Source organism: Methylobacterium sp. PvR107 (assembly GCF_017833295.1).
Taxonomy (GTDB): Bacteria; Pseudomonadota; Alphaproteobacteria; order Rhizobiales; family Beijerinckiaceae; genus Methylobacterium.
The window spans coordinates 1,920,243-1,945,437 of sequence record NZ_JAFIBW010000001.1 but is presented as its reverse complement, the minus strand read 5'-3'; the positions used below and the strand labels follow the sequence as shown (position 1 = coordinate 1,945,437).

The following is a 25,195-nucleotide window of genomic DNA, read 5'->3' as shown; positions in this document are numbered from 1 at the left end:
CCCGTTCCCACCAGGGCCAGGCTTCCGTCGTCGACCGCGACGCACGACGGAGGCCGCCATGGCTTACGCGAACATCCTCATCCCCGCCGACCTCGGCGCGGCCGCCCCGGATCGGATACGGCTCGCCGCCGACTTGGCTCGACGCTTCGAAGCGACCCTGACGGGTGTGGCCGCCCACGCTGTGCCGGCCCCGATCCTGGTGCGGGACGTCTACGATGCCATCGACCAGGAGGGACGCAACAAGGCGCAGATACAAGCCATCCTGGAGCAGGCGCACGCCTCGTTCGCTCGCTTCGCTGGCGACGGAATCCGCACGGACTGGCGCTGGTGCTTCGCCGACGCTGTCGCCCATCTCGTCGAGCAGGCGCGCGCCGCGGACCTTGTGGTCGTGAGCCGTCGCGGACCTGGCGACGAGGATCCCGGGCCGCTCGGGGTGACACCCGGACGCGTCTTGATGGAGGCCGGCAGGCCGGTTCTGGTCGTGCCGCCGAGGACCGTGAGCCTGAAGGCTTCGCGTATCGTGGTCGCCTGGAAGGACGGCCCCGAAGCACGACGGGCTGTATCGGGCGCGCTGCCGCTCCTCCGGGGGTCCGACAAGGTGTTCGTGGCGACGGTCGACACGGACGCGCGGCACGGTGGCGCTGAGGACGTAGCCGGCCATCTCGCCCGGCACGGCGTCCACGTCACCGTGCACCCCTTGCACTCGGCGGACGACGCCGGCTCGGAACTCATGCGCTTCGCCCTGCTGCAGGACGCGGACCTGATCGTCCTGGGCGCCTACGGCCATTCCAGGCTCCGGGAATGGATGTTCGGCGGCGTCACGCGCGACCTCCTGGACCGCTCCCCACTCTGCAGCTTGATGTGCCACTGATGGGCGGCCGCTGCCGCCTCGGCGCGGGCGTCGCGCTTGCCGTGTCAGTCGCACCCGTCGCGGCGCAAGGTGCTGCGTCCCGCGGGCGGGTTATCGCACGCACCGTCTGCGCGCGCTCGCTGTCACGCGGTCCGGTCGACAGGCCCCAGCCCGATGCACGAGGCGACGCCGTTCCGCACGCTCGCCGGGCGTTTCCCCATCGGCGAATTCGTGCGCGCACGTATTTGACGGCCCGGCACGCTTGGGCCGCCGTAGCCCGTGCGCGGAACGCTTACTCGACGAAGCTCCAACCGGCCTTCAGGGCGGTCGACTCCTCCTCGTCCATCGGGCCGGGCCACTCCGACCTGTTCGGTGCCCGCACCTGAGGCGGCGCCTCCCCGACATCGGGCTTTGCAGGCGCAGATTGGCTGCGCGCGGGGGAGGACCGCGTCCGGGCGGCTCGACCGGTCGGGCCCCCCCCTGATGATTTTCGGTTGAACATGGTCGACGTCCCGGGCTCAATGGGCGAGGAACAGCGGTGCCGGGCTGCCCCTCAGGAAGGAGCGCGTCACCCCGCCGAAAAAGTATTCGCGTGTGGGGGAATGCCGGTAGGCGCCCATCACGATCATGTCGGCCCGAAACAGGCCGGCCTGGGCGCGAAGCGTCTCGGCCACGCCCCCGCCCCTCGGGAGGTCGTTGACGCTGACGTTCACCCCATGCCGTGCGAGGTGCGGCGCGAACTCGGCCCCCGGCACGGAGGCCTGGATCTCCGCCTCGGTGCCGACCGAGACGATTTCCACCGCGTCGGCCGCGCGCAGGAACGGCAGGGCATCGTTGGCGGCCCGAGCGGCCTGGGCGCTGCCATCCCAGGCGACGATGATCCGTTGCGCGGCGAAGGCATCGTGTCCCGGCGGAACGACGATGACCGGGCGGCCGCTATGGAACAGCGCCTTCTCGATCATCTCGCGGTCGAGGTCGTAGGTCCGCGAGCCGATGTCCAGGACCGTCAGGTCGTGCAGGCGGGCCCGCCCCGCCAGCCGGCTCACGATGTCCGGAAATGGGAGGCTCGGCGCCTCGGTCGTGCAGACAATTCCGGCCTGCGCCGCATCTCCCGCAGAGCGCTCCGCGACAGAGCGAGCCAGCGCCTCGAGGCGGCGGTCGATCATCGCGTCGCCCGTATAATCGAACTCGCCGAGCCAGGTGTCGTCGCCCGAGAGGCGCCAGGATGCGGATTGGACCGTGAGGTGGGCGCCGGCGGCCTTCGCCAGCGTCAGGGCGTAACCGATTGCCGACGAGGCCGGCTCGTGTTCGTCCTCCACGGCGGTGCCGACGAGGACGTCGCGGATGGCTGCGAGCGGAGATGGGTCGTGTCTGGACATCGGGCGTCTCCGGATTGGATCCGCCTCATGGTTCGACCCCTTCCGGCGGGCCGACCTTGATCCACCTCAACCAGCATCTCTTCGGCACGACTGTTCGCGGCCATTAACATGCAGTAACTTCGCATAGGAGACGCCAAGGCCCCGTGTGGAGCGCGGTGCTTCGCGTTCGGCAGTCATGCGCTGTGAAGACCGCGACAGATCCCTCGGCCGGCGCGGCTTGGAGTTGGTTCTCCAGGGGTATGATCGATGGCGAACCGCGTCGACAGGGCCGGCACGGAACAGGTCGCCGACGGCGCGTCGACAGTCGAGGAGTTCCGGCAGACCCTCGACGAGGTCGGGGTCTGCATCTGGTCGCTCGACCTCCCGACGGGTCAGGCCTCGGTCTCGCCGACCTGTGCGCGCCTCTTCGGTGTCGCGCCCGAGCGACTGACCACCTTCGCAGCCTCTCAGGCGCTGGTGCATCCGGATGACCGCCCAGGCAGAGCGGAAGCCATCCAGAGAGCGTTGCAGGAGGGCGGGAGCTACGAGGTCGACTACCGCGTCGTGCGACCGGACGGGCATGTCTGCTGGCTGCGCTCGCGCGGGCGGGTGAGCCTCGACGCGGAGGGCCGCCCGGCCCGGCATCGCGGCGTGGTGCTGAGCATCGACGGGCAGAAGCGGGCCGAGGAGGATCTCCGTGCCCGCGAGGCGCACCTGCGCTCGATCCTCGATACCGTGCCCGAGGCCATGGTCGTCATCGACGAGACCGGCTTGATCCACTCGTTCAGCGCCGCGGCCGAGCGCCTGTTCGGGTACGCGGCCGACGAGGCGGTCGGGCGGAACGTGCGCATCCTGATGCCGGAGCCGATGCGGGGCGAGCACGACGACTACCTCGCACATTATCGGCGGACCCGGGAGCGGCGCATCATCGGCACCAACAGGGTCGTGACCGGGCAGAGACGGGATGGCTCCACCTTCCCGATGGAACTCGCCATCGGCGAGATGCGCTCCGGCGCGCCGGTCTTCTTCACCGGCTTCATCAACGATCTGACCGAGCACCGCCAGACACAGGCGCGGCTCCAGGAGCTTCAATCCGAGCTGGTCCACATCTCGCGCCTGAGCGAGATGGGCGAGATGGCCTCGACGCTGGCCCACGAGTTGAACCAGCCGCTCGGCGCCATCGCGAACTACGCCAAGGGCTGCAAGCGCCTCCTGGCACAACCGGATCCCGCGAACGTCGCCAAGGCGCTGGAGGTCCTCGACAAGGCCGCCGAGCAGGCCTTGCGGGCGGGACAGATCATCCGGCGCCTGCGCGAGTTCGTCGCCCGTGGCGAGACCGAGATGCAAGTCGAGCCCGTCGCCAGGCTGATCGAGGAGGCCAGCGCGCTGGCCCTGGTCGGGGCGAGTGAGCAGGGCATCGTCACGCGCATCGCTCTGGATCCGCGCGTCGGATCCGTCCGGGCCGACCGGGTGCAGGTACAGCAGGTCCTGGTGAACCTGATGCGCAACGCCCGTGAGGCTATGCAGCAGAGCGACCGACGCGAGTTGACGGTCGAAGCCAGACCCGTCGGGCGGGAGCTCGTCGAGATTGCCGTGTCGGACACGGGTCCCGGCATCGCCGACGAGGTCGCCGACAGGCTGTTCCAGCCGTTCGTCACGACCAAGAAAAGCGGCATGGGCGTCGGTCTCTCGATCTGTCGCACCATCGTCGAGGCGCATGGCGGCCGCCTCGACGTCGAACGCAACGGCGCCGGCGGAGCGACTTTCCGGCTGACGCTGCAGGCGACGCACGGGGGGGATTCGCTCGATGGCAACTGACCTCGTGCACGTCGTGGACGACGACGCGGCCATGCGGGACTCGCTCGCGTTTCTGCTCGGTACCGAGGGCTTCGAGGTACGGCTCTACGAGGCCGGAACGGAACTGCTCGACAGGCTGTCGAAGCCGGCCACGGGCTGCATCCTGACCGACATCCGCATGCCCGGCATCGACGGCCTGGAGTTGCTCCGCCACCTGCGGATCGCCGGGCACAAGCTTCCGGTCATCATGATGACCGGGCATGGCGACGTGCCGCTCGCGGTGGAGGCGATGAAGCTCGGCGCCTGCGATTTCATCGAGAAGCCGTTCGGCGACGAGGCCCTCCTTCAGGCGCTCCGCTCCGCTCTGGAACGCGGCGGTCCGGCGGCCGCGGCCGACCCGAGCTTGAGGGAGTTCGTACGCCGTGTCGGCACCCTGAGCGAGCGCGAGCGGCAGGTACTGGACCAACTGGTGGCCGGCGGCACCAGCAAGGAGATCGGGCGTGCGCTCGACATCAGCCCCCGCACCGTCGAGATCTACCGGGCCAAGCTGATGGCCAAGACGCAGGCGGAAAACCTGCAGGACCTGGTGCGCTGGTCGGTACTGGCCGGCATCGCGTGAGACGGGCTTGAGGCAGGTCAAGGCAGCGATCAGGTCCGTTCCGCAGGATGCCGGGCTCACGCCGCTCGAACATCTCGCCGCCAGTAACCGCCATGCCGTCAGATCCCTCGAACCTCATCTACATCGTGGACGACGACGCGGCCGTCCTGCACTCGACCCGCTTCCTCCTGGAAAGCGAGGGCCACGAGGTCGAGACCTTCGTCAGCGGCTCCGAACTGCTGGCGGCCTTCCCAGGTCCACACCCGGACCTGGTGTTGATCGATCATGTCATGGCGAGAATGGACGGGCTTGAGGTGTTCGCCCGGTTGCGTGACCTCGATGCCCGCGTGCCCGTGGTACTCATCACCGGGCATCCCGACCCGGGCATCCGGTCGCGAGCCCGAGCGGCCGGCGTGCCTTTGGTCGAGAAGCCGCTCGCGTTCGACGCGCTGCTGGGCATGCTCGCCGGCAACAGGGTCGGCACGGGCGTCAATCTGCAGCCTTGAGGATCTCTGGCGGCAGCCCGCCGCGGGACTTCGCGGGCGCGGCGGCTTGCGCGGAACGGCCCAGGGCCCACGTCGAGGGGGCCGCGTGCGCCTTCCCCGTTCCGGCTAGCATCCAGGTTGGCGGAGGGGGTTCCAAGCGACATTGATCTGGCGCAAGCCTCCCGCCGGTACGCTCACGCCCAGCGGCGCGAGTGTTTCGGTTCCAGCGTCTCGCAGGGATTGTGGAAGAGGTAGTAGCCGAAGGCCGCGATGGCCTCGCGTGCCGGGGCGGGCTGGAAGCCGAACGGCAGGCTCCCGCCCTCACGCACGTCGGCGCCAAAATCCCACGTGCCCGGGCGCACGAAGAGCGGAACCAGCGTGGCCTCGCGCACGGCGCAGCACAGGCCGGGCTGGCATCGGCGCTGGAACACCCGGTAGAGGGTCGGGGTCGGTCGACTGGCCTGCATGGGGGCCCATCCTGCCGTTCCGGATCGGCATGTCGCCGGAGGTCGTGCCGGGGCCACGCGAGGCCCCAACTGGATCTGATCAGGCTGCCTTCAGCGCCGCTGCCTCGGAGACCTCGTGCGACAGCGTGGCGGCCTCCGCTTGGTACTCGGCCATGCTCTTGGTCACGAACGCGGTCTGAAGCTCGAACGCGTCCTTGAGCGAGGCACAAGCGGCCAGCGCCGCGAGGTGGTCCGCCCGAGCCTGGAAACGGCGGCTCGTGAAACGCATCGTCTCCGCGGCGACGCGCAGCGGCAGGTCGACCGCGAAGGCACGCCAGATGCCGATGCCTGTCTTGAGTGCTTCGGCCGGCGGCGCTGTCGGAAATTGAGTCACGGTCTCGGAATCCATCGGGATGATCCCTTTGTTTGTGAACGGACCACAGATGATGTCGCGATGGTTCTGGCCTTGATCCAGATCAAATGGCCCAAATCTCAAGCTAAAATTATCCTGCACGCAAAGCTATTGGTGGAATAGCTAAGCTAATTCACTATCATATGGCATGAATACACCCGAAAAAGCTTGATCCAAATCAATGCCCGGTGCTCGATTTACGGGAGCCTCAGCTTATCGAAGGCGGCAGGCGACCTGCCGCCCCCGGGGCCCGACGCCCCCGGTCTCCCGGCCCCGCTTCGAAAGGAGAAGCCGATGCGAACGATCGAGAATCGGACCGAGGACATGGTCCCCAACGCGCTCAACATCTTGTTCGGCGTCGCGCTTGTTCTCGCACCTTGGTACCTGGGGCTGGGCTATGAAACCGCCGCGGCACGCAACGCCTTCATCAGCGGCGGCGCCATCACCGTCATCGCCGTGGTAGCGCTCGGCAAGACCTACGACTGGGAGGAGTACCTCAACCTCGCGCTCGGCCTGTGGGTGTCCATCGCCCCATGGGTGCTCGGCTTCGCGGAGGCCGGGCCCCCGATGTGGGTACACGTCGTGTTCGGGCTCGCCGTTGCCGCCTTCGCCGCGTTCGAGCTCTGGCGGCTCTTCGTGTCGCCCCAGGCGCGGTCGGTCTGAATCGCGCTCGTCGCCGGAACGGCCGCGCCGGAACCGCGCCCGGTGCGGCCGTGGCCGATCCCGCCACGGCATCGCTCCCCGGAGGCCGCCATGCCCCTCGACCCCGTCGCGCTCGCCGCCGCCGCGTCGTTCACGGCCGGCTGCGCCGGCATCCACGCCCTGCGCGGTCATGCCGACGCCGTCACGCGCGTCCTCGGCGTGTTGGTGTACGGGCTCGTCACAGCGATCGGGTGGCTCTTCGCGGGGCGCAGCGGCCTGCTCGGGTTGTCCGAGCCGATTCCGGCGTGGGCGCTCGTGGCGACCGCGGGCATCTGAGCGCGCGCGCTGCCAGGATACGTAGTTCCCCTTAAGCAAGCCTGCTTAAGAGAGCGCCCGGAATTTCGCGGCCGGCAATGCGAGGCCAATCTGCCCTCATCCGATACGGGTGAGGAGCAGGCGATGACCACCGACTTCATGCAATCCATGCCCCCGCAAGCGGCGGCCATCGATCCGGCTCTCGTTCAGGTCCAGCCCGGAAGCTGTCTGTTCGCGGGATGCCCCGAGCTGATCGGCACTCCGTTCGCCTACGCCCGCGAGGAGGAGATCTATGGCGAGGGTGAGGAGGCTGAGTTCGTCTACAAGGTTGTTGCGGGCGCCGCTCGCACCCACAAGGTCCTGAACGACGGCCGCCGCCAGATCACCGGCTTCCGCCTGCCCGGGGACCTGTTCGGCTTCGAGCAGAGTAAGAGTCACAGCCACACGGCCGAGGCGCTGAGCGACACGAAGGTCCTGATTTTCAGGCGGCGCCAGGTCGAGCGCGCCGCCACGGGTAGCGCCGCGGTCGCCTGCCAACTCTGGGGCATGGCCACGAACGAGTTGCGGCACGCCCAGGACCACATGCTGCTTCTCGGTCGCCGCTCGGCGGCAGAGCGCGTTGCAACTTTCCTCATCGAGGTTGACGAGCGCTTAGGCGGGTCCGGTACCTTCGCCCTGCCGATGACCCGGCGCGACATCGCCGACTTCCTCGGCCTGACCATCGAGACCGTGTCGCGCACGCTCTCGCAGCTGGAGGAGGACGGAGCCCTGCAGAGGGTCGGGAGCCGCCAGGTCAACCTGCGACGCGCCCGGCTGCGCCGCGTGGTCGAGGACTGATAGGACCATCAAACGCCATCCACCGCCGGACGTGACCTGCGGGCCGGGAACCGCGGGTTCGTGGAGCACGCCCGTCTCAAGCAGTTCGCAATCGGTCCAGTCGCTGCGCGTTCGGGCAGAATTGCGGATACGTGCTGTCCGCCATCCCGGCCCATAGCTCGCGCGCGCAGCGGCTGCGTTCGGTGCAGCTCAGACAGGCTGCCTCCAGCTTCCGCATGGCCTCGGGCTGTTGCCGCCGGACAGAATCGGGGTCGAGGTTCAGGCTTCGCATCAGGTTCGCGATGCTGCGGACCTTCGCACCCCCTTCCGGAGATAGGGCGATGGGAACCGAGGTACCGTCCTCCGTCATCGTCTCCCTCATCTCTCGGTCGATATCCCTGAGTTCCCGGGCGGCCTTGAGCAGGCAGCACCATTCATTCATCGAAGCGGCGACGCCGAATGGGTCGAACGAGTCAGTTTTGTCGGCTGATACGGCCATGAGGGCCTCCTCAAAGCACCTGCGTGCCCGATCAAACAATTTGGAAGCGGCGCGCGGCTACGCCTTGATCCACCGCAACGACGCGGTCGCAGGCCGATGATCTCGTGCCGCCACGAGCGGCAGATGACGGGCACACCCCATGGAGATGGTAGCGGTTCCGGCCCTCGCCCAGGACACTTCGCCGCCATCTGTGCCACCGGCGTCCGGGCCGACTGAGGCCTTCTGGACGCGCAGCCTCGAGACGCTCCGCGCCGAGCTCGGTTGCGGTCTCGAGGGACTGGACTCGGGCGAAGCCGCACGTCGGCTCGAACGCTACGGGCCGAACAGCGATGCCGCGATGCGAGGCGGTGGCGCCCTGCGGGCGATCCTGCGCCGCCTGCTTGAGCCGCTCGCCCTGATCCTGCTCGCGGCCGGGCTCGTCTCGGTCGCCACCGGCGACGTAGTCGGCGGCGCAATCATCGTGGCCATCCTCGGGCTGTCCATCGGTCTCGACACCGTGCAGGAAGGTCACGCGACGAAGGCCGCGGAGGCCTTGCGCCACGTGGTGGCGCTGAAGGCCGAGGTCCGACGCGACGGCTGCTTCGTCGCCGTCCCGGTGGAACAGGTGGTTCCTGGCGACCTCCTGCGGGTGCGGGCCGGCGACATCGTTCCCGCCGACGCCCTCGTCGTCGAGAGCACCGCCTTCACGGCTGCGGAGGCCGCCCTGACCGGCGAGCCCTACCCGGTCGAGAAGCGTCCCGGATCCGTGTCGACGGCAGAGCCGGCCGGGGCCTCGAACGCCCTGTTCCGCGGTGCTGTTGCACGGACGGGTGAGGCCACCGCGCTCGTCTGCGCGACGGGCCCCGCCACGATGTTCGGCGCGGCGGCCTCGGCGCTGGCCGACGCGCAGCCACCCTCGCCCTTCCAGCGCGACCTGCACGCGTTCGGCCTGGTCGTCGCGCGGCTGACCCTCGCCCTGGTGCTCGGCGTGCTGGCTGTCCGCGTCGTCCTCGGGCGGCCCGTGCTCGACTCCCTCCTGTTCGCCGTTGCCCTCGCGGTCGGCCTCACGCCGGAACTGCTGCCGATGATCACCACGGTGACGCTCTCGCGCGGGGCGCTGCGCATGGCGGCGCGCAAGGTCATCGTGAAGCGGCTCGCCGCCATTCACGACCTCGGCGCGATGACGGTGCTGTGCACCGACAAGACCGGCACGCTGACCTCCGCCGAGATCGTGCTCGCCCTCAGCCTCGACCCGCTTGGCCGAGAGGACGCGCGGCCGGCGAGGCTCGGGGCTGTCGCCGCCGACCTCGGCGGGGACCGCGGCTCCCTCGACGCGGCCCTCGTCGCCAGCCATCCGGATGCCTTGGGGGGATGGGTCCTGGGCGGCCAGCGTGCGTTCGACTACGGCCGCCGAACCGGGGCTGTCCTGGCGCGGGGACCGGACGGGGCGCTCCTGATCCTGAAGGGCGCCCCGGAGACGGTCCTGGCGCTGTGCACCGGGCGTCGCGCCGGCGAGCGGACCGAAGCGATGGGTCCGGAGGCCCGCGACGAATCCGTCAGGCTGGTGCGGAACCTGGCCGAGGACGGGCTACGCGCCATCGCCGTCGCCTCGCGGGCCTGGTCCGGACCCGTGCGGCCGCCCGGGGCCGCGGACGAGGTCGACCTCATCTTCGAAGGTTTCTGTGCCTTCGCCGACCCGCCGAAGCCCACGGCGGCGGCGGCCATCGCGCGGCTCGCGCGGGCCGGCGTGCGCCTGAAGATCCTGTCCGGCGACGACCCGGTGGTGGTGCGCCGGCTCGCCGGCCTAATCGGGCTGCACGCCGGCACGGTCCTGTCCGGCCCCGAGGTCGCGGCGCTCAGCGATGCGGCGCTCGCCGTGCGGGTCCGGGAGGTGGACGCCTTCGGACGCCTGACGCCCGACCAGAAGGCCCGCGTCGTCCGCGCACTCCAGGCCAAGGGGGCGGTGGTCGGCTTCCTGGGCGACGGCATCAACGACGCGGCGGGCCTCGCGCAGGCCGACATCGGCCTCTCCGTGGAGGGCGCGACCGGGGTTGCGCAGGCGGCCGCCGACATGATCCTGCTCGCGTCCGACCTCAACGTCGTCGCCGACGGCGTCGAGGAGGGGCGGCGGACCTTCGCCAACATCCTCAAGTACATCCGCATGGGGGCGAGCTCGAACTTCGGCAACATGCTCTCGATGGCGGTCGCCTCGGTGGCGTTGCCGTTCCTGCCGATGCTGCCCACGCAGATCCTTCTCAACAACTTGCTCTACGATTTCTCGGAGGTCGGCATCCCCCTAGACCGGGTCGCCCCGTCCGCGACCGTCCGGCCGCAGGTCTGGGACATGGCCGGCCTCCTCCGGTTCGCGGCCGTGATGGGCCCGCTTTCGTCGCTGTTCGACTTCCTCACCTTCGGCGTGCTGCTCCTTGTTTTTGGCGCCTCCGCCGAGGAGTTCCGCACGGCGTGGTTCCTCGAATCCATGGCGACCCAGATCCTCGTGATCTTCGTCATCCGGACGAGCGGCCGTGCCTGGCACGACCGCCCGAGCGCGGCGCTCGCCGGCTCCTCTCTTGCCGCGCTGGCGGTCGCGCTGATCCTTCCCTTCTCGCCGGCAGGGGCGTGGTTCGGCTTCCAGACCCCGTCCCTGTCGATCCTGCTCGGCCTGGGGCTGATTACCGTCGCCTACCTCGCGGCGGTCGAGACGGTGAAGGCCTGGGTCGTCCGCCCGCGACACGGCGCTTCCGGAAGCATCTCCAGGCCTTGATCTGCCTCAAGGCCCGCCGCCACCGCCGGCGGAAGATCTGCCGATCCGCGGCCGGCACGGTCCGGCGCTGCACCGGGATGGAGGGCACCATGACCACCACCTTCGAAGAGCGCGAGCGGGCCGCCGAGCGCCGCTTCGTCCAAGAGGAGGAGGCGCGCTTCCACGTCCGCAACCGGCGCAACCAGCTCCTGGCCTGCTGGGCCCGCGAGCGGATGAGGCTGACCGGCTCCGCGGGGGAAGGCTACGTCACCTCCTTCACGGAGTGCGCCGTCGTGACCGATGACGAGACGCTGATTGCGAGGCTTCAGTCGGACCTAATGGCGGCCGGCATCGAGGCGACTGTCGCTCGCCTGTGCACGGAGATGACCCGGTGCGCCGCACTGGCGCAGGCCGAGCGGAGCGTCGGGGTTGCGCTGGATCAAAGCTCTTCCGCCTAGGGCGCGCAGGATCTCTCAACCGCTCCCCCTGCCCGATACGAACGGGAGAGACGCCATGAGGATAAGAGGCCATGACCGACAAGGACCTGCGCCGCGACGTGCTCGATGAGCTCGACTTCGACCCCAGCCTCGACGCCGGCGCCATCGGCGTCGCCGTGTCGGAAGGAGTGGTGACGCTCACGGGCCACGTTGGCAGCTACGCCGAGAAGGTCGAGGCCGAGCGCGCCGTCCGCCGCATCCGGGGCGTGCGCGCCATCGCGCAGGAGATCGAGGTCCGCTACGCCGACGAGAAGAAGGTGGCCGACGACCAGATCGCCGCGCGGGCCTTGGCGATCATCGACTGGTCCGTGCACCTTCCGAAGCAGGCCATCCAGGTGAAGGTCGCCGGCGGCTGGGTCACGCTGACCGGCACGGTAGACTGGCAGTACCAGATGGCCGGCGCAGAGGCGGCGGTGCGGAAGCTGTCCGGCGTGCATGGGGTGACCAACCTCGTCGAGGTCAGGCCACGGGTTCCGCCGACGGCGGTCAAGGACAAGATCTTGGAAGCGTTCCGGCGCAGCGTCATGTTCGAGGCGGACGGGATCAAGGTCACCGTCTCGGGCGACAAGGTGACGTTGGAAGGCGCCGTTTCGGCCTGGGCGGAGCGTGACGCCGCCGAACGGGCGGCCTGGTCGGTGCCGGGCGTCCGCACCGTCGAGGACCGCATCGTCGCCCTGAGCTGAGGAGTGGCGCCATGCCCCGAGGAACGCACGGGCCGATTGCCGTTGACGGCGAGCCGGCACATCCGGCGACGGCGGGTTCGCCTGCCGCGCTGCACCGGGTAACGCTGACACTGGCGCGCTGCCCGGAGCATCCGGACGGCAGCGCCGGGCGCGGCTACGAAGTGGTCGCGCCGTTAGGACCGGATGGACGCCTCGACGTCGCTCTCTGGCGCGAGGCCCGCGACCGTTGCCGGGTCCGCCGCTTCTGGAGCGGCGCGCGCGACCGGCACGGCCGGCTCGTTCACCGGGCCGGCGGCGAGGGCGGCGCGACCTGGCTGATCGATTACGACGACCGCACCGACGAAGACGACGAGCCCGGCTATCGCCTCGGGACGCATGCCTTCGTCGAGGGCGAGTACGTTTCGATCCGCGACGCGGACGACGAGGCGTACCACACGTTCAAGGTCGTCGAGGTCAACGCGACGGGAACACGAGGTTCTGCGAACGGGTCTTCATGACTGCGCTGTCGGTGAGCACGCCGCGTTCGGACCGCGCCGCGACTGAACCGGCGTGCCGGCGGCTCTGTCGCACGGTCGGGAGCGAAATGCCGCTCGCCCAAAACGACGAAATGGTTTGATTCCTCGACCGAGAACTGCCGCCGGATGGCGTCACGGTGGGGTCGAGCCATGGCCAAGCCCGATACAGAGTTCGAAGGCGCGGCTGGGGCATGTCAGACGGCCTTGCCGACGAGGTGCCCGATGCCGGCGGTGACGGCCATCGCCAACGCGCCCCAGAAAGCCACGCGAGCAGTCGGTCTCAGGATCTCGGCGCCCCCGACCTTTGCGCCCAGGGCGCCGAGAACGCCCAGGAACACCAGGGCGGCCGCGGGCACAAGATAGACCACGAGGTTGGCCGGCGAGACCGCCGCCACGATCAGGGGAAGGGCTGCGCCCGAAGAAAAGGTCGCGGCGGAAGTCAGCGCGGCCTGGATCGGTCGAGCGGTGGTGAACTCGGAGATGCCGAGCTCGTCACGAGCATGCGCCGCGAGGGCGTCCTTCGCCATAAGTTGGTCGGCGACCTTCAAGGCAAGGTCGCGGTCGAGGCCGCGGTTGACGTAGATCGCCGCGAGTTCCTCGCGCTCAGCAGCGGGGTCCAGTTCGAGCTCGCCCCGTTCACGGGCGAGGTCCGCCTGCTCGGTATCCGACTGGGAACTCACCGAGACGTACTCGCCCGCCGCCATCGACATCGCCCCGGCTACGAGGCCGGCACAGCCCGCCACCAGGATCTCCCCGCTGGTCGCCTTGGACGCAGCGACGCCCACGATCAGGCTGGCCGTCGACACCAAACCGTCGTTGGCGCCGAGTACCGCTGCGCGGAGCCAGCCGATCCGGTCGACGAGGTGGTTTTCCGCATGGACTCTGCGCACGGTCTTCATCGCTCCTCCAACGGCACGCCTGCCGCGCGGCCGGGCAGGATGCCCCGCACGTCGTAGTAAATCAGGGCGGTCGCGGCCTGGAACAGCGCCCGCGCGCCTCGTTCAGCACATCGGCCGAAGATAGCGCGATTTCGCGCTCCTCATTCGCCGGGATGATGCGGACGGCGGCAACGGCCGCCGGACCACCGATGCTTGCCTTGCCCTGGGCGTTCGCGGTCTCGTCGAGGACGATTCCGGCCAAGGCGAGACCGCGGCAGATACTGGCGCGGATTCCGGCGGCGTGCTCTCCGATGCCGCCGGTGAAGACGAGGGTGTCGAGGCCGCCGAGCGCCGGCACGAGTGAGCCCGCGTCGCGCACGGCTCGGTAGGCGAACAAGTCGAGGGCCTCGCGCGCCTCCACGGCGGTGCTCGCCTCCAGGACGCGCACATCGTCGCTGATGCCGGACACGCCCAGAAGGCCCGACCGCTCGTTCAGCAGGTCGGCCAAGGCGTCGGGCGACAGGCCTCGCTCTCGGATCAGGTGCAGCACGAGCCCCGGATCGACCGCGCCGCTGCGCGTGCCCATCATCAGCCCGTCGAGCGTGGTAAAGCCCATCGTCGTGGCGACGCTGCGCCCGTCCCGGATCGCGCACAAGCTCGCCCCGTACCCGGGATGGGCGGCCAGAACCTGGCCGCGCGGGATCATCCGGGCGACGGGGGCGTAGGACAGTCCGTAGAAGCCGAAGCGTACGAGCCCGCCATCGATGAGCGCCCGAGGCAGCGGGTAGAGTTGAGCGAGCCTGTCCTGGCTTCGGTGGAAGGCGGTATCGAAGCAAGCGACCTGCGGCAGGTCGGGCCAGGTCTCTGCGACGACCCGGATGCAGGCAAGCGCCTGGGGTTGATGCGCGGGTGCCAGCGGGACGAGTTCTTCCAACGCGGCCAGCGTGTCGGCATCGACGCGCATCGGTTCCGCGTGGCGGAGACCGCCATGGACCACGCGATGTCCGACCGCACTGGGTGGGACCGGCAGCCGCGTGAACATCCAGCGAGCGACCGCCGCGTGGCCGCCTTGCGGGGGCCGCTCGACGGTGACAGCGACGCCGTCGACCGAGATCGTCGGTGCTTGGCCGATGTCGGCGACGTGGGCACGCCAAGCCGGCTCGTCCGCGCCCGGCCGGAACAGGGCGCAGCGCAGGCTGAAGGAACCGGCGTTGAGGACGAGGATCATCGCACGGCCTCAGGTGACGACCGGCCATCCGTCCACGGTCTCGCCCGACCGGGGCTCCTCATCTTCGACCGGGCCGCACTGCATGATGTCGCCGTCGATTCTGCGGCCGCGATCCTCGGGCACATGCCGCTCCGGCCAGGCCCAGTCCCGCACCTCCGGCAGGTCGTCTCCGGTTCTACGGACGTGCTCGCGGTGGGCGGCGAGGGCCGCCCGGAGCGCCTCCTCGGCATGCTCGGCCCGGATCCCCAATCGCGGCGCTGAGCGCATCGTGGCCAGCGCGAGGTTGTAGCGGTCGAGTCGGTTCAGCACGCACATATCGAAGGGCGTCGTGGTCGTGCCCTCCTCGATGAAGCCGTGAACGTGGAAGTTGCCGTGGTTCGTCCGCTTGTAGGTCAGGCGGTGGATGAGCCACGGATAGCCGTGATAGGCGAACACCACCGGCCGGTCGCGCGTGAACAGGCTGTCGAAGGTCGGGTCGTCGAGCCCGTGCGGGTGCGTTTCTGGCGCGGGCAGCGTCATCAGGTCGACGACGTTGACGACACGGACCCGCAGATCCGGGACGTGGCAGCGCAGCCAGTCGACCGCCGCGAGCGTCTCAAGGGTCGGTACGTCGCCAGCGCAGGCCATCACCACGTCCGGCTCCGCTTCGCCCTCGTTCGAGGCCCAATCCCAGATGCCGATGCCGGCCGCGCAATGCGTGACGGCCTCGTCCGGCGTCAGCCATTGCAGCGCGGGCTGCTTGCCGGCCACGATCACGTTGATGCGGTCATAGGTGCGCAGGCAGTGATCCGAGACGCAGAGCAGGGTGTTCGCGTCCGGCGGCAGGTAGATCCGTGCCGTGTCGCCGCGCTTGTTCGCCACGAAGTCGATGAAGCCCGGGTCCTGATGGCTGAAGCCGTTGTGGTCCTGGCGCCAGACGTGGGACGACAGCAGGATGTTGAGGGACGGCACCGGCCGGCGCCAGGGCAGGTCGCGCGCGGACTTCAGCCACTTCGCGTGCTGGTTCACCATCGAATCGACGACGTGGGCGAACGCCTCGTAGGTCGCGAACAGCCCGTGCCGCCCGGTCAGGACGTAGCCCTCCAGCCAGCCCTCGCAGAGATGCTCGCTCAGTACCTCCATGACGCGGCCGTCGCGCGCGAGGTGGTCGTCGCCCGGCAGGACCGCCTCCTGCCAGGCACGGCTTGTGACCTCGAACACCGCGTCCAGCCGGTTCGAGGCGGTCTCGTCCGGCCCCATGATACGGAAGTTGCGCGCCTCGGCATTGAGCCTGAGAACGTCCCGCAGGTAGATCCCGAGCGCGCGCGTGGCCTCGGCCTTGGACCGCCCAGGCTGTGGAACAGCGACGGCGAAGTCATGCAGGTCGGGCAGGCGCAAGGGGGCGCTCTTGTGCGCATTGGCATGCGGATTGGCCGAGAGCCGCCGCAGCCCCTTCGGCGGCAACGCGGCGAGACCCGCCATCAGCGCTCCGTCCGCCGCGAACAGCTCCTCCGGACGGTAGGACCGCATCCAGGCTTCCAGGATTGCGAGATGCTCCGGATTCTCCCGCGTGGCCGCCACGGGCACCTGATGCGAGCGCCACGTCCCCTCGACCGGGTGGCCGTCCACGGTTTTCGGCCCCGTCCAGCCCTTTGGGCTCCGCAGCACGATCATGGGCCAGCGCGGTCGCCCGCCCTGACCGCGGCCGGCGCGCTTCCGGATCTCCGCGATGGCGTCGAAGGCCGCATCGAGGGCCGCGGCCATGTCTTGGTGCATCCGTGCCGGCTCGTCGCCCTCGACGAAGGCCGGTTCGTAGCCGTAGCCGACGAGCAGGCTGCGCAGCTCGTCCGCAGGCATCCGGGCCAGGATGGTCGGGCTGGCGATCTTGTAGCCGTTGAGGTGCAGGATCGGCAGGACCATGCCGTCATGGCGCGGGTCGAGGAACTTGTTCGCGTGCCACGAGGCGGCGAGCGGTCCCGTCTCGGCCTCGCCGTCGCCGACCACGCAGGCGACCGTCAAACCCGGATTGTCGAGGGCCGCCCCGAAGGCGTGCGCCAGGGAGTACCCGAGTTCCCCGCCCTCGTGGATCGAGCCTGGCAGCTCCGGCGAGGCATGGCTGGGTATGCCGCCGGGAAACGAGAACTGCCGGAACAGCCGGGCCATCCCGTCGAGGTCCTGCGCCACGTCCGGGTAGATCTCGCTGTAGGTGCCTTCCAAGTACGCGTTGGCGACGAGCCCGGGCGCACCGTGGCCCGGCCCCCAGACGGCGATCATGTCGAGGTCGCGCTGCCCGATCACGCGGTTCAGGTGTGCGTAGATGAAGTTCAGCCCCGGCGTCGTACCCCAGTGTCCGAGGAGCCGCGGTTTCACGTGCTCAGGCTTGAGCGGCTGTCGCAGGAGCGGGTTTGCCATGAGGTAGATCTGCCCGACCGACAGGTAGTTCGCGGCCCGCCAATAGGCGTCGATCCGTCTGAGGCTGTCGGGTCCGAGCGGCCCGGGCACGAATGTCCGGCCTTGTTCGTCCCCATGGCCGCTTTCGTCACGCTGCTTTGCCTCGTGGGTCGCGTCCATGTCGGCCTCCCGGCGGGTGCTGATCCTGACGTCGAGCGTGCGGGTAGGCCGGGCCGGCGGCGTTGAGGTGGATCAAAGCGCTCCGGGTGCGGGCGGGCAGGATGTCCCCGGTCAGCAAGACGGGAGCGAACGATGGCCCTGGTGCTTCGAACCACAACGATCACGACGGTGCGGCGCGTGCGGGCGCAGGTCATGCCGGTGCCGCGGAACGACGCGGGTCCGCGTGTGATCGCGGACGTCTACCGCTATCGGAGCATCGGCAGCCTCCAGGCCCTCGCACTGGCCATCCTGGCATCGGCGGTGACGCCGGCGCTGCTTTGGCTGGCCCTCTGAGTGCCCCGAACGGACCGAGGAGACGGGTCATGGACGACAAGACCGTGCACCAGCATGTGCTCGACGAGCTGGACTACGCCCCGATGATCGACGCGGCACAAATCGGCGTTACGGTCGAGAAGGGCATCGTGACCCTGACGGGCCGCGTCCGGAACTACGCCGAGAAGACCATCGCCGAGCGCGTCACATTGCGGGTTCGCGGCGTACGCGGCGTGGTCGAGCGGATCGAGGTCCGCTATCCGCACAACCCGCTCATCGGCGACGAGGCCTTGGCGGAACGCTGTGCCCGGGTCTTGGAGTGGAACGTGCACGTCCCGGAGCGCTCGATCTCGCTCAAGGTCGAGAAGGGCTGCGTCACGCTGGACGGCTGCGTGCCCTACTACCACCAGAAGGCGGCTGCCGATAAGGCGCTGCGGCGCTTGGCCGGCGTGACCGATATCGTCAACCTTATCGCCGTCAAGCCGCCGGTCGAGCCCGCCGAGGTCAAGGACAGGATCCTCGCGGCCCTGAGGCGCAGCGCCAGGGACCCGGATACGATCCGGGTGCACGTGGACGGCGACAAGGTCACCCTGGACGGGTGCGTCGACATCTGGAGCGAGCGCGAACTGGCCGAGCGGGCCGCATGGTCGGCGCCTGGCGTACGTGCCGTCGAGGACCGCCTGACCCTCGCGTGAGGTCGGTCCGAAGCTGGCGACGGTCTCGCGCGAGCTCGGCGCGCGACTCGCTTCGGAGAAACGGCCGGACCCGGTTCCCGGCCGCGGCGAGGTCCGCATCCGGGTTGATGCCTGCGCGGTGCGCCGGACGGACCTTCACGTCATCGGCGGCGAGTGCCCGCAGATGGTTTACCTCATTCCCAGCGTCACGCGATCGTCGGCGTCGTCGAGGCCGTCGGCGGGGGCGGAATGAGCCCAGCGTCCGGCAGGCGGGTCGGATGCTTTGGCTCGGCCACGCCTGCGGCCACTGACACTGCTGCGGAAGTGGCCGCCAGAATCCGTGCGAAGCGCCCGGCTTCACCGGCTGCAGGCGCGGCGGCGGGTTCGCGGGCCACCTGCACCGAGACCGGCTTCCGCTCCTTCGAGTTCGTCCCGCACGCGGGTCTCGTCACGCACACGCGCTCGGACTTGCTTTCAAGGGCCAACGAAGCCGTCGCGGATCATCGGACCGGCCCCGTCCGGGGGCGCCGTCCTCGTACCCTGAATGCGCCTGGACAATCAGGCGGCTCCCCTTGAGGTGGATCAAAGCCCAGGCCGCACGCGCGGGTGACGGTGCCTCACCGGGGCGGCATGCCCCGGCGCGGGAGGCGGTCATGCGGATCACAAACATCATGGTCTCGGTCGATCTCGGGGCCGCGGCGGCGGACCGGATCCAGCTGGCGGCCGGCCTCGCGGAGCGGTTCGGGTCCAAGCTGACCGGCATCGCCGCCCGCCCCGTCCTCGGGCCCATGCCGGTCGGCGACATGCTGGAGGTCGAGCGTGTCTGGGCCATCGAGGAACGCCTGACGGACGAGCAGCTTGCGGAGGCCAAGGTCCTTTTCGAGCGGGAAGCCGGGCAGGCACCCAAGACGGGCTGGCTCTCGGCACCCACCGACCCCTTGACCTACCTTGGTGCGCAGGCGCGCACCGCCGACCTGGTCGTCGTCGGCCGGCAAGGTCCCGCGGACGGTGACCCTGGTCCGATGGCCGCACCCACCGGCGGCCTGCTGATGGAAGTGGGGCGTCCCGTCCTCGTGGTCCCACCGGGCGTCGAGCGCCTCGCGATCAAGCGGGTCGTGGTGGCTTGGAAGGACGCGCCCGAGGCACGGCGCGCCATCCATGACGCCTTACCGTTCCTGGGCCATCCCGAGCACGTCTGCGTGGTGGCCGTGGGACCCGACGCCCAGCACGTGGGCGCCGAGGGTGCGGCTGAGTACCTGTCCGGGCACGGGATCAAAGCCACGACTTACTTGCTGCGCAAGCCCGAGATCGGCGCCGCGGACGAGATCCTGCGGTTCGCCCGACGCGAGGAAGCAGACCTCATCGTGATGGGCGCCTACGGCCACAGCCGCCTGCGCGAGTGGGTCTTCGGCGGTGTCACGCGTGACGTCCTGCAAACGACCGCCGTCTGCTGCCTGATGAGCCACTGATGCGCCCGGCCGCCATCCTCCGCGCCGGCATCCTGGCATCCTTGCCCTTCCTTCCCACCACGCCCGCGACGGCCTGGGACCGGCATGTGCGGCAAGGCGAGACCATCGCCCGGACCAACTGCGCCCGGTGCCATGCCGTCGGCCGGGTCGGCGCGAGCCCGCTGTCCGCGGCACCGCCCTTCCGCGAGCTGCACAGGCGCTACCCCGTCGCGGATCTCGGCGAGGCGCTCACCGAGGGCATCCGCACCGGCCACCCGAGCATGCCCGAGTTCCGGTTCGACCCCGACCAAGCGGAAGACCTGATCGCCTACCTGAAGTCTTTGGAACGCTGAAGGAGAACCCCGATGTTCCTCCGCTCCTTGCTCGTCCCCACCGCCCCCGGCATCGACGCCACGCGTCGGCTGGATGCGGCCCTGCGCCTGGGCCGGCGCCTGCACGCGCATATCGGCGTCGCCTTCATGGCGCCCGGCCCGGCGCAGGTGCTCGCCGGCATGGCGAGCCTCTTGCCGATGGATTGCACGACCCTTGCGGCCATCGAGCACGGTGTCCGCGAGGCGGCGGCCGAGGGCAAGGCCGCACTGGCGGCTTGGTGCGAACGCGCGGGCGTGCCGTTGACCGCGAAGCCCGAACGCCTCGACGCCACCTTCGCGACCTGGACGGAACTTTCGGGCGAGGTCGAGCCGCTGCTGACGCTCGCGGGCCGCGTCAACGACCTTGTCATCGTCGACCCGCCGAATCCGAAGGAGCCCTTCACCAGCCGCGTGCTCGACACGGCCCTGTTCTCGGTCGGGCGACCGACGCTGATGGTCGGCGAAAGCGTCCCGTTCGACCTGCTCGACCACGTCGTGATCGCCTGGAACGGCAGCCTGGAGGCGACGCGCCTGATCGGGCAGTCCATCGCGCTGCTCCATGAGGCCACGCGGGTCACGGTCGTTCATGCCAGGACCGAACGTTTCGACGAGACCCGGGCTGCCGACCTATGCGGCTACCTGCAATGGCACGGCGTCGTGGCCGAGGCCGTCACCCTGCCAGTCCATGACGGAATTTCGGTCGGCGAGATGGTCCTGGCCGAGGCCGAGCGGCGGGGCGCCTCGATGCTGGCCCTGGGCGCCTACACCCACAGCCGCGTTCGCGAGTTCCTGCTCGGTGGCGTCACCCGGCATGTGGTCGAGCACGCGCGCGTTCCGGTCCTCATGGCCCACTGATCCATCGGGCCTGCGAGATTGCGGACGCAGTCCGGACCGCCGTGCCGCCACTCACCGCCGTGGGTCGTGGCAGTGCATGTGCGGGGGTGTCGACCCGCAATCCAACTGACAAGTCTGATGTGGCTTGCAGAACCACTGCAGGGTTCCGCTTTTCAGGCAGGATCCCGAGCAGTGACGATGGGGAACGTCGGCCGGCTCGACGAAGGCACCTTTCGCGTCGGGCGAGCCAGCCCCCGGTTCCGCATGGGTGGCCGACGCGCGCGCCGTGACCATGGCGAGGGCCAGGAAGGCCGTGCGTATCATGGCTGCCCGCCCGGTGACGGGCATCAGTGGCTCATCAGGCAGCAGATGGGTGCGCCGGCCAGTAGGTCGCGGGTAACGCCGCCGAAGACCCATTCACGAAGCCTGCCGTGACTGTAGGCGCCCGTCACGATCAGGTCGGCGCCGTGCTCGGCGGCCGCCTCGATGAGCGCATCGGCGACCGAGGCGCCCAGCGTGTTGCGCCTCACGCAGATGGCGGCGACGCTGTGGGCCTGGAGGAGGCGGAGCGTGTCCTGCCCATCGGAAGCGGCGCCGTCGTCGACGGAGACGACGAGCACTTCCGACGCTCGCTTCAGGAACGGCATCGCGTCCCAGACGGCACGGCGCGCCTCGCAGGTGTTCTTCCAGCCGACCACGACGCGCTTGGCGTCGAGATGGTCGACGGCCGGCGGCACCACCAGGACCGGGCGCCCAAGGCGCATGACCGCGTCGGCCGGATCGACCGAGAACAGCGCTTGCCCCAGGTCGGTCCCGCGGCCGACCACCACGAGGTCGGCGGCCGCAGCGTGCGTGATCAGGAACGCCAGCGGAAAATCGAGGTTCGAGCGCCACTCGACGCGGCTACGACCGCCTACGGCCGCCTCGAAGGCCTCGCGGGCACGCCGGAGGTCGTTCAAGACGATCTCGTTGGAGGCGGCCAAGGCGTAGGCGCTCGCCGGCGTCGGGCCCGCCGGCGGTACGGCGTAAGCCGGCTGCTCTGCCGCGACGCCGGTCAGGCAGGCATGGAAGTCGTCGGCGAGGTGGGCGGCCAAGCGCATGCGGCCGCGTGCCCCATCCGTCAGGTCCACGGCCACCATGATGCTCGCGTATGTCATGGAACGTCTCCGGGTCGGAGGACGATGTCACGGTGGTGGCGGGCATGGCCGGCAGCCTCGTCCGCCTGTCCCGACCTCAGCCCAGCGTCAGCCGGTCCTCGACGGCGCGCATGCCCGGCGCCCACCACGCGGCGTTCTCGGCGCGGCGGTGTTGGTGCCAGGCGTCGACCTTGCCCTGCAGGACGACTTTCGCGTCCTTGACCGTCACCTGCACGGCGTTCCTCGGCACGGTCGCGGACCAGTCGAGCATCTGCGCGGCGCGTTGCGGGAGGTCTTCGTCGCGCGGCGGGGCTGCGCCGTCGAAGCGGACTTTGATCTCCTCCACCATTCCGCGGACGCCGCGCTCCGTCTGGGCTGCCTCCTCGGCCGTCGCGCGCTCGATGTCGCTGGCGACGTGGCCCGTGAGCGTGACGATGCCCTTCCCAACGGCGGCGCCGATTTGGGCGGAGTCGATGGTGGGCACGAAATCCAACTCGTCGCTGACGTTCTGACGGATCAGCTTGTCGCCCATCGTCCGTCTCCTCGATGAGTCCCAGGTCACGCCTGGCCGAGCCCGACGCTAGGCCCCGCAGCCGATCGGACATTGATCCAGCGCAAACGTCTCGCCCGCCTCGATCCAGCCGTGCCTCGGGCAGGCCTTCGGGCATTTCGGGATCGTACGGGACGAGGCTGCGGCGGCGACCATCTCCCGGGCATCGAAGCCGCTCGATCAGGGGCACGTCCGAGGAGGCGCTCAAGCCGCCGATGCCGCGGCGTCTTGCCGGATCCGGCGCGCGATCCTGAGGGCCGCGTCGAGGTCGTTGCGGTCCGTCCCGTAGCGTCGCCGGAGACCGTCCAGCCATTCCGGCCATTCGGCTTCGGCCTCTGGAATGTCGGAGAACGGGACGTGGTACATCCCGTCGAGCGCCTCGATGCCGTAGCCGGTGACGGCCCATTGCCGCCCCTGCCAGTGCACGGGTCCTGTAAGTCCATGGGTCATCGTTGCCTCCTCAGGCGGCCCGGCCGTCGAGTTCGGAGACCTCGCAGGTGTCCGCCCGGATACGCCAGTCGACGACGCCGGCCATCTGGCAGAACTGCGCCTGGGCCGCGTAGGCGGCGGCCATCTCCGAGTGGGCGCTGACGACCGCCTGCCGCTGCACGACGCTGTGATCGTGGCCGCTGTCGTCCGGCACGACCTTGTGGAAGGTAACGAGGTACTTGCGCATGGCGCGCCTCCGGTTTCGACATTGCGGAGACGGTGGGCGCCCATGGGATCGGCGGCCTTGATCCAGCGCAAACCCGAGCGCGTTCAGGCACCCGCTGCCGGCGGGAAGAGGCGTTCCCGAGCCGGTTCGGGCTCCAGGCCGCTACCGGCCCTGGCGGCCCGGTGCGCGTGCGCCTTGCCGTGCAGCGGCCAGTACCGCTCCATCGCCAGGTAGGTGAACGAGGCGGACCAGCCGATCAGGAGCAGGCCGTTGAGCGCCTCGACCCCGGCGAGCAGCCGGGTGTGCGAGGTCGGGAAATGGTCGCCGAAGCCGAGGGACGTGTAGGCCACCACCGAGAAGTACAGGCAGTCCTCGAAGGACGTCACCGGCGCGCCGGCGAAGGCGCCGACGCCGAGCCGGAGCACGAGCAGCCAGTAGGCGCCGGCGTAGATCCAGATTGCGACGGTGTGCCCGACGAACGTCATCAGCACCACCGCGAGGATCCGGGCGCGGGGTGGGACCGGCAGCTCGGCCAAATGCTCCGCGGTGAGCCGCAGCGTCTCGTAGAGCACCAGGATCGTGGTCGTGACGAGGACGACGCTGGTCGTCAGGGCGAGGAGCATAGCGTGCGCCTGGGTCTGTGCCGTCCGAGCCTACCCGACTGCGCCGAGACCTCATTGATCTGACTCAAGGCATCCCGACGCCACGCCGTGATCCAGATCAAAGCGACTCCCCGCCGAATGGCCTTCCCTTCCGGATGAGCCGCGGGAGGCGCGCTCCAGGGCGGGCGGCGACCATGGCCGACATCCACGTAGCCGAGGATCGTCGGTCTGCGGGCATGTTGCCCGAGGGCATCCTGGAGCGGTGGTTCGTGGCGGACGGCGTGTTCGTGCGGGCGGGTGAGGCCGTGGCCGCCGTGCGCATCGGCGAGGCCCTGCACGACATCGTCTCGCCGGCCAGCGGGCGCTTGGAGGTCCTCGCGGCCGCGAACGCGATCGTCGACCGCGGCTGCATCATCGCCGAGGTCCACCTCTGACATCCTGGAGGCAGGTCATGCCCCGCATCGACACCGCCGCACACGCCTTGCCGACCCGGCGGACGGACGAGATCGCGCTCGGCTTCCCGCAGCACGCATCCCGTGCCGCGCTGGTGCTGGCGGCGTGGGTGTTGGTCTTCACCGACCATGCCCGAGCGGCCGCGTCGGCGCTCCTGCCGGGGTTGCTGATCGTCACGCTCTACGGCGCGAACCAGATCCGCTTCCGGGCGGTGGTCGAACGGGCGGTCCCGATCGTCGGGGCCTGGACGGTCGGCGCGCCGTGGGTGCTCGGGTTCGCCGCGAATGACGGCGCGACCTGGGCGGACGTCGCCCTCGGCGGCGTGGCCTTCGCGACCGCGGCGACCTGGCACAGGATCGCGGGGCGGCCATGACCGCCCCGTCAGGCGCAGTCCATGCGGCTGTCCTCGCCGGATTGCTGATGGCCTCGACCGGCGCCTCGACCGCCGGTCCCGCCGAAGACCACCGCGTCCGGGGCTGGACCATCGCCACGCAGCTCTGCAGACAGTGCCACGTCATCGGCCGCGCATCGCAGCCCGGCGCGTTTGTCGGCCCTGCCTTCCTCCGGGTCGCGCAGATGCCATCGACGACAGGGCCCGCACTCGCCGTGTTCCTGCAAAGCCATCATAAGCGGATGCCGAGCCTGCGGCTGGAGCGGGAGGAGATGACTGCCGTCATCGACTATATCCTCAGCCTCAAGGGGGCTGGAACACCGCTGCCGTGAGGTCGTGACCGGCCGCGATCCCACCTGCGGGCGACATCCACTCTGCGCCGAGCCGGCAAGTACAGGGGGAATTCGTGATGCTCGAAACACCGACGATCTCCGCCGGTACACTGCCTGCCCTGCCGTCCGATCTTGACGGTCTTCGG

Annotated in this window: 31 protein-coding genes; 19 read left to right on the top strand and 12 right to left on the bottom strand. The window is 69.8% G+C overall.

The window, feature by feature from the left end:
• Nucleotides 1–58 precede the first annotated feature (58 nt).
• Entirely contained in the window at nt 59–871 is an 813-nt protein-coding gene (locus tag JOE48_RS09050; protein ID WP_210029288.1) for a universal stress protein, read from the top strand.
• 497 nt (nt 872–1,368) lie between these two features.
• Here JOE48_RS09050 and JOE48_RS09045 read toward each other — a convergent pair whose 3' ends face one another.
• Nucleotides 1,369–2,229 carry a universal stress protein gene (locus JOE48_RS09045; RefSeq protein ID WP_210029287.1) on the bottom strand — a complete coding sequence of 287 codons (861 nt, stop codon included), beginning with the start codon at nt 2,227–2,229 and terminating at the stop codon, nt 1,369–1,371.
• A 246-nt stretch (nt 2,230–2,475) separates the two neighbouring features.
• Here JOE48_RS09045 and JOE48_RS09040 point away from each other — a divergent pair, with 246 nt between their 5' ends.
• The 3 genes from JOE48_RS09040 (at nt 2,476) to JOE48_RS09030 (ending at nt 5,109) form a co-directional block, all read left to right on the top strand.
• Nucleotides 2,476–4,026, top strand: coding sequence for a PAS domain S-box protein (locus JOE48_RS09040; protein ID WP_210029285.1), 1,551 nt, complete (start codon nt 2,476–2,478; stop codon nt 4,024–4,026).
• Nucleotides 4,016–4,624 carry a response regulator FixJ gene (gene fixJ, locus JOE48_RS09035; protein WP_210029284.1) on the top strand — a complete coding sequence of 203 codons (609 nt, stop codon included), beginning with the start codon at nt 4,016–4,018 and terminating at the stop codon, nt 4,622–4,624. The genes JOE48_RS09040 and fixJ overlap by 11 nt, the downstream gene beginning before the upstream one ends.
• A 92-nt stretch (nt 4,625–4,716) precedes the next feature.
• Nucleotides 4,717–5,109: a response regulator transcription factor gene (locus tag JOE48_RS09030; protein ID WP_210029283.1), complete on the top strand. Its 393-nt coding sequence runs from the start codon at nt 4,717–4,719 to the stop codon at nt 5,107–5,109.
• A 173-nt stretch (nt 5,110–5,282) separates the two neighbouring features.
• Here JOE48_RS09030 and JOE48_RS09025 read toward each other — a convergent pair whose 3' ends face one another.
• Together JOE48_RS09025 and JOE48_RS09020 are read right to left on the bottom strand one after the other, a co-directional pair.
• Nucleotides 5,283–5,555: a hypothetical protein gene (locus JOE48_RS09025; protein WP_210029282.1), complete on the bottom strand. Its 273-nt coding sequence runs from the start codon at nt 5,553–5,555 to the stop codon at nt 5,283–5,285.
• Between the two features lie 79 nt (nt 5,556–5,634).
• Nucleotides 5,635–5,943: a phasin family protein gene (locus tag JOE48_RS09020; RefSeq protein WP_210029281.1), complete on the bottom strand. Its 309-nt coding sequence runs from the start codon at nt 5,941–5,943 to the stop codon at nt 5,635–5,637.
• 297 nt (nt 5,944–6,240) lie between these two features.
• Here JOE48_RS09020 and JOE48_RS09015 point away from each other — a divergent pair, with 297 nt between their 5' ends.
• The 3 genes from JOE48_RS09015 to JOE48_RS09005 all read left to right on the top strand — a co-directional run bounded on the left by JOE48_RS09015 (nt 6,241) and on the right by JOE48_RS09005 (nt 7,740).
• On the top strand, nt 6,241–6,609 hold the full coding sequence (locus JOE48_RS09015) for an SPW repeat protein (protein WP_210029280.1): 369 nt from the start codon (nt 6,241–6,243) through the stop codon (nt 6,607–6,609).
• A gap of 90 nt (nt 6,610–6,699) precedes the next feature.
• A complete protein-coding gene (locus tag JOE48_RS09010) occupies nt 6,700–6,924 on the top strand; it encodes a hypothetical protein (protein WP_210029279.1) in 225 nt (74 codons plus the stop codon).
• Nucleotides 6,925–7,071: 147 nt separating this feature from the next.
• On the top strand, nt 7,072–7,740 hold the full coding sequence (locus tag JOE48_RS09005; protein WP_245253197.1) for a helix-turn-helix domain-containing protein: 669 nt from the start codon (nt 7,072–7,074) through the stop codon (nt 7,738–7,740).
• A 76-nt stretch (nt 7,741–7,816) separates the two neighbouring features.
• Here the strand turns inward: JOE48_RS09005 and JOE48_RS09000 are convergent, their stop codons facing one another.
• Nucleotides 7,817–8,218, bottom strand: a complete 402-nt coding sequence (locus JOE48_RS09000; protein ID WP_210029277.1) for a DUF6455 family protein — start codon at nt 8,216–8,218, stop codon at nt 7,817–7,819.
• A 139-nt stretch (nt 8,219–8,357) separates the two neighbouring features.
• Here JOE48_RS09000 and mgtA point away from each other — a divergent pair, with 139 nt between their 5' ends.
• The 4 genes from mgtA (at nt 8,358) to JOE48_RS08980 (ending at nt 12,617) form a co-directional block, all read left to right on the top strand.
• A complete protein-coding gene (mgtA, locus tag JOE48_RS08995; protein ID WP_210029276.1) occupies nt 8,358–10,961 on the top strand; it encodes a magnesium-translocating P-type ATPase in 2,604 nt (867 codons plus the stop codon).
• Nucleotides 10,962–11,050: 89 nt separating this feature from the next.
• Nucleotides 11,051–11,398, top strand: a complete 348-nt coding sequence (locus JOE48_RS08990) for an ATPase inhibitor subunit zeta (protein WP_210029274.1) — start codon at nt 11,051–11,053, stop codon at nt 11,396–11,398.
• A gap of 71 nt (nt 11,399–11,469) precedes the next feature.
• Complete coding sequence (locus JOE48_RS08985; protein ID WP_210029273.1) at nt 11,470–12,120, top strand: BON domain-containing protein; 651 nt, start codon at nt 11,470–11,472, stop codon at nt 12,118–12,120.
• Between the two features lie 11 nt (nt 12,121–12,131).
• On the top strand, nt 12,132–12,617 hold the full coding sequence (locus tag JOE48_RS08980; RefSeq protein ID WP_210029272.1) for a hypothetical protein: 486 nt from the start codon (nt 12,132–12,134) through the stop codon (nt 12,615–12,617).
• A gap of 212 nt (nt 12,618–12,829) precedes the next feature.
• On the opposite strand, the gene JOE48_RS08975 is transcribed toward JOE48_RS08980, so the two are convergent.
• The 3 genes from JOE48_RS08975 to JOE48_RS08965 form a co-directional block, all read right to left on the bottom strand.
• Nucleotides 12,830–13,525 carry a VIT family protein gene (locus JOE48_RS08975; RefSeq protein ID WP_210035664.1) on the bottom strand — a complete coding sequence of 232 codons (696 nt, stop codon included), beginning with the start codon at nt 13,523–13,525 and terminating at the stop codon, nt 12,830–12,832.
• Nucleotides 13,526–13,595: 70 nt separating this feature from the next.
• Nucleotides 13,596–14,741, bottom strand: a complete 1,146-nt coding sequence (locus JOE48_RS08970) for an acetate/propionate family kinase (RefSeq protein ID WP_210029271.1) — start codon at nt 14,739–14,741, stop codon at nt 13,596–13,598.
• Between the two features lie 9 nt (nt 14,742–14,750).
• Nucleotides 14,751–17,291, bottom strand: coding sequence for a phosphoketolase (locus JOE48_RS08965; RefSeq protein ID WP_210029270.1), 2,541 nt, complete (start codon nt 17,289–17,291; stop codon nt 14,751–14,753).
• A 132-nt stretch (nt 17,292–17,423) separates the two neighbouring features.
• Here JOE48_RS08965 and JOE48_RS08960 point away from each other — a divergent pair, with 132 nt between their 5' ends.
• The 5 genes from JOE48_RS08960 to JOE48_RS08940 all read left to right on the top strand — a co-directional run bounded on the left by JOE48_RS08960 (nt 17,424) and on the right by JOE48_RS08940 (nt 20,951).
• Nucleotides 17,424–17,624, top strand: coding sequence for a hypothetical protein (locus tag JOE48_RS08960; RefSeq protein WP_210029269.1), 201 nt, complete (start codon nt 17,424–17,426; stop codon nt 17,622–17,624).
• Nucleotides 17,625–17,653: 29 nt separating this feature from the next.
• Nucleotides 17,654–18,298 (top strand): BON domain-containing protein, encoded by a 645-nt coding sequence (locus JOE48_RS08955; protein WP_210029268.1) that lies wholly within the window; start codon nt 17,654–17,656, stop codon nt 18,296–18,298.
• A 632-nt stretch (nt 18,299–18,930) separates the two neighbouring features.
• On the top strand, nt 18,931–19,746 hold the full coding sequence (locus JOE48_RS08950; RefSeq protein ID WP_210029267.1) for a universal stress protein: 816 nt from the start codon (nt 18,931–18,933) through the stop codon (nt 19,744–19,746).
• Nucleotides 19,746–20,078: a c-type cytochrome gene (locus JOE48_RS08945; RefSeq protein ID WP_210029266.1), complete on the top strand. Its 333-nt coding sequence runs from the start codon at nt 19,746–19,748 to the stop codon at nt 20,076–20,078. Before JOE48_RS08950 ends, JOE48_RS08945 begins: the two co-directional genes overlap by 1 nt.
• Before the next feature lie 12 nt (nt 20,079–20,090).
• Nucleotides 20,091–20,951: a universal stress protein gene (locus JOE48_RS08940; RefSeq protein ID WP_210029264.1), complete on the top strand. Its 861-nt coding sequence runs from the start codon at nt 20,091–20,093 to the stop codon at nt 20,949–20,951.
• Between the two features lie 326 nt (nt 20,952–21,277).
• Here the strand turns inward: JOE48_RS08940 and JOE48_RS08935 are convergent, their stop codons facing one another.
• From JOE48_RS08935 to JOE48_RS08915, 5 genes are all read right to left on the bottom strand, one after another.
• Nucleotides 21,278–22,087 (bottom strand): universal stress protein, encoded by an 810-nt coding sequence (locus tag JOE48_RS08935; protein WP_210029262.1) that lies wholly within the window; start codon nt 22,085–22,087, stop codon nt 21,278–21,280.
• Nucleotides 22,088–22,163: 76 nt separating this feature from the next.
• Nucleotides 22,164–22,598 carry a BON domain-containing protein gene (locus JOE48_RS08930; RefSeq protein WP_210029261.1) on the bottom strand — a complete coding sequence of 145 codons (435 nt, stop codon included), beginning with the start codon at nt 22,596–22,598 and terminating at the stop codon, nt 22,164–22,166.
• Nucleotides 22,599–22,820: 222 nt separating this feature from the next.
• Nucleotides 22,821–23,066: a hypothetical protein gene (locus JOE48_RS08925; RefSeq protein ID WP_210029260.1), complete on the bottom strand. Its 246-nt coding sequence runs from the start codon at nt 23,064–23,066 to the stop codon at nt 22,821–22,823.
• Between the two features lie 10 nt (nt 23,067–23,076).
• Nucleotides 23,077–23,292, bottom strand: a complete 216-nt coding sequence (locus tag JOE48_RS08920) for a hypothetical protein (RefSeq protein WP_210029259.1) — start codon at nt 23,290–23,292, stop codon at nt 23,077–23,079.
• 83 nt (nt 23,293–23,375) lie between these two features.
• Entirely contained in the window at nt 23,376–23,894 is a 519-nt protein-coding gene (locus JOE48_RS08915) for a potassium channel family protein (protein ID WP_210029258.1), read from the bottom strand.
• A gap of 173 nt (nt 23,895–24,067) precedes the next feature.
• On the opposite strand from JOE48_RS08915, the gene JOE48_RS08910 reads away from it, so the two are divergent.
• From JOE48_RS08910 to JOE48_RS08900, 3 genes are read left to right on the top strand one after another with little or no spacing between them, the layout of a single operon-like run.
• Complete coding sequence (locus tag JOE48_RS08910) at nt 24,068–24,307, top strand: biotin/lipoyl-containing protein (protein ID WP_210029257.1); 240 nt, start codon at nt 24,068–24,070, stop codon at nt 24,305–24,307.
• A gap of 17 nt (nt 24,308–24,324) precedes the next feature.
• A complete protein-coding gene (locus tag JOE48_RS08905; RefSeq protein ID WP_210029256.1) occupies nt 24,325–24,699 on the top strand; it encodes an SPW repeat protein in 375 nt (124 codons plus the stop codon).
• A complete protein-coding gene (locus JOE48_RS08900) occupies nt 24,696–25,049 on the top strand; it encodes a cytochrome C552 (protein ID WP_210029254.1) in 354 nt (117 codons plus the stop codon). The genes JOE48_RS08905 and JOE48_RS08900 overlap by 4 nt, the downstream gene beginning before the upstream one ends.
• The last annotated feature ends 146 nt before the right edge of the window (nt 25,050–25,195 follow it).

What these genes read in the sequence shown, in the direction of transcription:
- JOE48_RS09050 (WP_210029288.1), top strand. Translation starts at nt 59, where the DNA reads ATGGCTTACGCGAACATCCTCATCCCCGCCGACCTCGGCGCGGCCGCC.
- JOE48_RS09045 (WP_210029287.1), bottom strand. Translation starts at nt 2,229, where the DNA reads ATGTCCAGACACGACCCATCTCCGCTCGCAGCCATCCGCGACGTCCTC.
- JOE48_RS09040 (WP_210029285.1), top strand. Translation starts at nt 2,476, where the DNA reads ATGGCGAACCGCGTCGACAGGGCCGGCACGGAACAGGTCGCCGACGGC.
- fixJ (WP_210029284.1), top strand. Translation starts at nt 4,016, where the DNA reads ATGGCAACTGACCTCGTGCACGTCGTGGACGACGACGCGGCCATGCGG.
- JOE48_RS09030 (WP_210029283.1), top strand. Translation starts at nt 4,717, where the DNA reads ATGCCGTCAGATCCCTCGAACCTCATCTACATCGTGGACGACGACGCG.
- JOE48_RS09025 (WP_210029282.1), bottom strand. Translation starts at nt 5,555, where the DNA reads ATGCAGGCCAGTCGACCGACCCCGACCCTCTACCGGGTGTTCCAGCGC.
- JOE48_RS09020 (WP_210029281.1), bottom strand. Translation starts at nt 5,943, where the DNA reads ATGGATTCCGAGACCGTGACTCAATTTCCGACAGCGCCGCCGGCCGAA.
- JOE48_RS09015 (WP_210029280.1), top strand. Translation starts at nt 6,241, where the DNA reads ATGCGAACGATCGAGAATCGGACCGAGGACATGGTCCCCAACGCGCTC.
- JOE48_RS09010 (WP_210029279.1), top strand. Translation starts at nt 6,700, where the DNA reads ATGCCCCTCGACCCCGTCGCGCTCGCCGCCGCCGCGTCGTTCACGGCC.
- JOE48_RS09005 (WP_245253197.1), top strand. Translation starts at nt 7,072, where the DNA reads ATGCCCCCGCAAGCGGCGGCCATCGATCCGGCTCTCGTTCAGGTCCAG.
- JOE48_RS09000 (WP_210029277.1), bottom strand. Translation starts at nt 8,218, where the DNA reads ATGGCCGTATCAGCCGACAAAACTGACTCGTTCGACCCATTCGGCGTC.
- mgtA (WP_210029276.1), top strand. Translation starts at nt 8,358, where the DNA reads ATGGAGATGGTAGCGGTTCCGGCCCTCGCCCAGGACACTTCGCCGCCA.
- JOE48_RS08990 (WP_210029274.1), top strand. Translation starts at nt 11,051, where the DNA reads ATGACCACCACCTTCGAAGAGCGCGAGCGGGCCGCCGAGCGCCGCTTC.
- JOE48_RS08985 (WP_210029273.1), top strand. Translation starts at nt 11,470, where the DNA reads ATGACCGACAAGGACCTGCGCCGCGACGTGCTCGATGAGCTCGACTTC.
- JOE48_RS08980 (WP_210029272.1), top strand. Translation starts at nt 12,132, where the DNA reads ATGCCCCGAGGAACGCACGGGCCGATTGCCGTTGACGGCGAGCCGGCA.
- JOE48_RS08970 (WP_210029271.1), bottom strand. Translation starts at nt 14,741, where the DNA reads ATGATCCTCGTCCTCAACGCCGGTTCCTTCAGCCTGCGCTGCGCCCTG.
- JOE48_RS08965 (WP_210029270.1), bottom strand. Translation starts at nt 17,291, where the DNA reads ATGGACGCGACCCACGAGGCAAAGCAGCGTGACGAAAGCGGCCATGGG.
- JOE48_RS08960 (WP_210029269.1), top strand. Translation starts at nt 17,424, where the DNA reads ATGGCCCTGGTGCTTCGAACCACAACGATCACGACGGTGCGGCGCGTG.
- JOE48_RS08955 (WP_210029268.1), top strand. Translation starts at nt 17,654, where the DNA reads ATGGACGACAAGACCGTGCACCAGCATGTGCTCGACGAGCTGGACTAC.
- JOE48_RS08950 (WP_210029267.1), top strand. Translation starts at nt 18,931, where the DNA reads ATGCGGATCACAAACATCATGGTCTCGGTCGATCTCGGGGCCGCGGCG.
- JOE48_RS08945 (WP_210029266.1), top strand. Translation starts at nt 19,746, where the DNA reads ATGCGCCCGGCCGCCATCCTCCGCGCCGGCATCCTGGCATCCTTGCCC.
- JOE48_RS08940 (WP_210029264.1), top strand. Translation starts at nt 20,091, where the DNA reads ATGTTCCTCCGCTCCTTGCTCGTCCCCACCGCCCCCGGCATCGACGCC.
- JOE48_RS08935 (WP_210029262.1), bottom strand. Translation starts at nt 22,087, where the DNA reads ATGACATACGCGAGCATCATGGTGGCCGTGGACCTGACGGATGGGGCA.
- JOE48_RS08930 (WP_210029261.1), bottom strand. Translation starts at nt 22,598, where the DNA reads ATGGGCGACAAGCTGATCCGTCAGAACGTCAGCGACGAGTTGGATTTC.
- JOE48_RS08925 (WP_210029260.1), bottom strand. Translation starts at nt 23,066, where the DNA reads ATGACCCATGGACTTACAGGACCCGTGCACTGGCAGGGGCGGCAATGG.
- JOE48_RS08920 (WP_210029259.1), bottom strand. Translation starts at nt 23,292, where the DNA reads ATGCGCAAGTACCTCGTTACCTTCCACAAGGTCGTGCCGGACGACAGC.
- JOE48_RS08915 (WP_210029258.1), bottom strand. Translation starts at nt 23,894, where the DNA reads ATGCTCCTCGCCCTGACGACCAGCGTCGTCCTCGTCACGACCACGATC.
- JOE48_RS08910 (WP_210029257.1), top strand. Translation starts at nt 24,068, where the DNA reads ATGGCCGACATCCACGTAGCCGAGGATCGTCGGTCTGCGGGCATGTTG.
- JOE48_RS08905 (WP_210029256.1), top strand. Translation starts at nt 24,325, where the DNA reads ATGCCCCGCATCGACACCGCCGCACACGCCTTGCCGACCCGGCGGACG.
- JOE48_RS08900 (WP_210029254.1), top strand. Translation starts at nt 24,696, where the DNA reads ATGACCGCCCCGTCAGGCGCAGTCCATGCGGCTGTCCTCGCCGGATTG.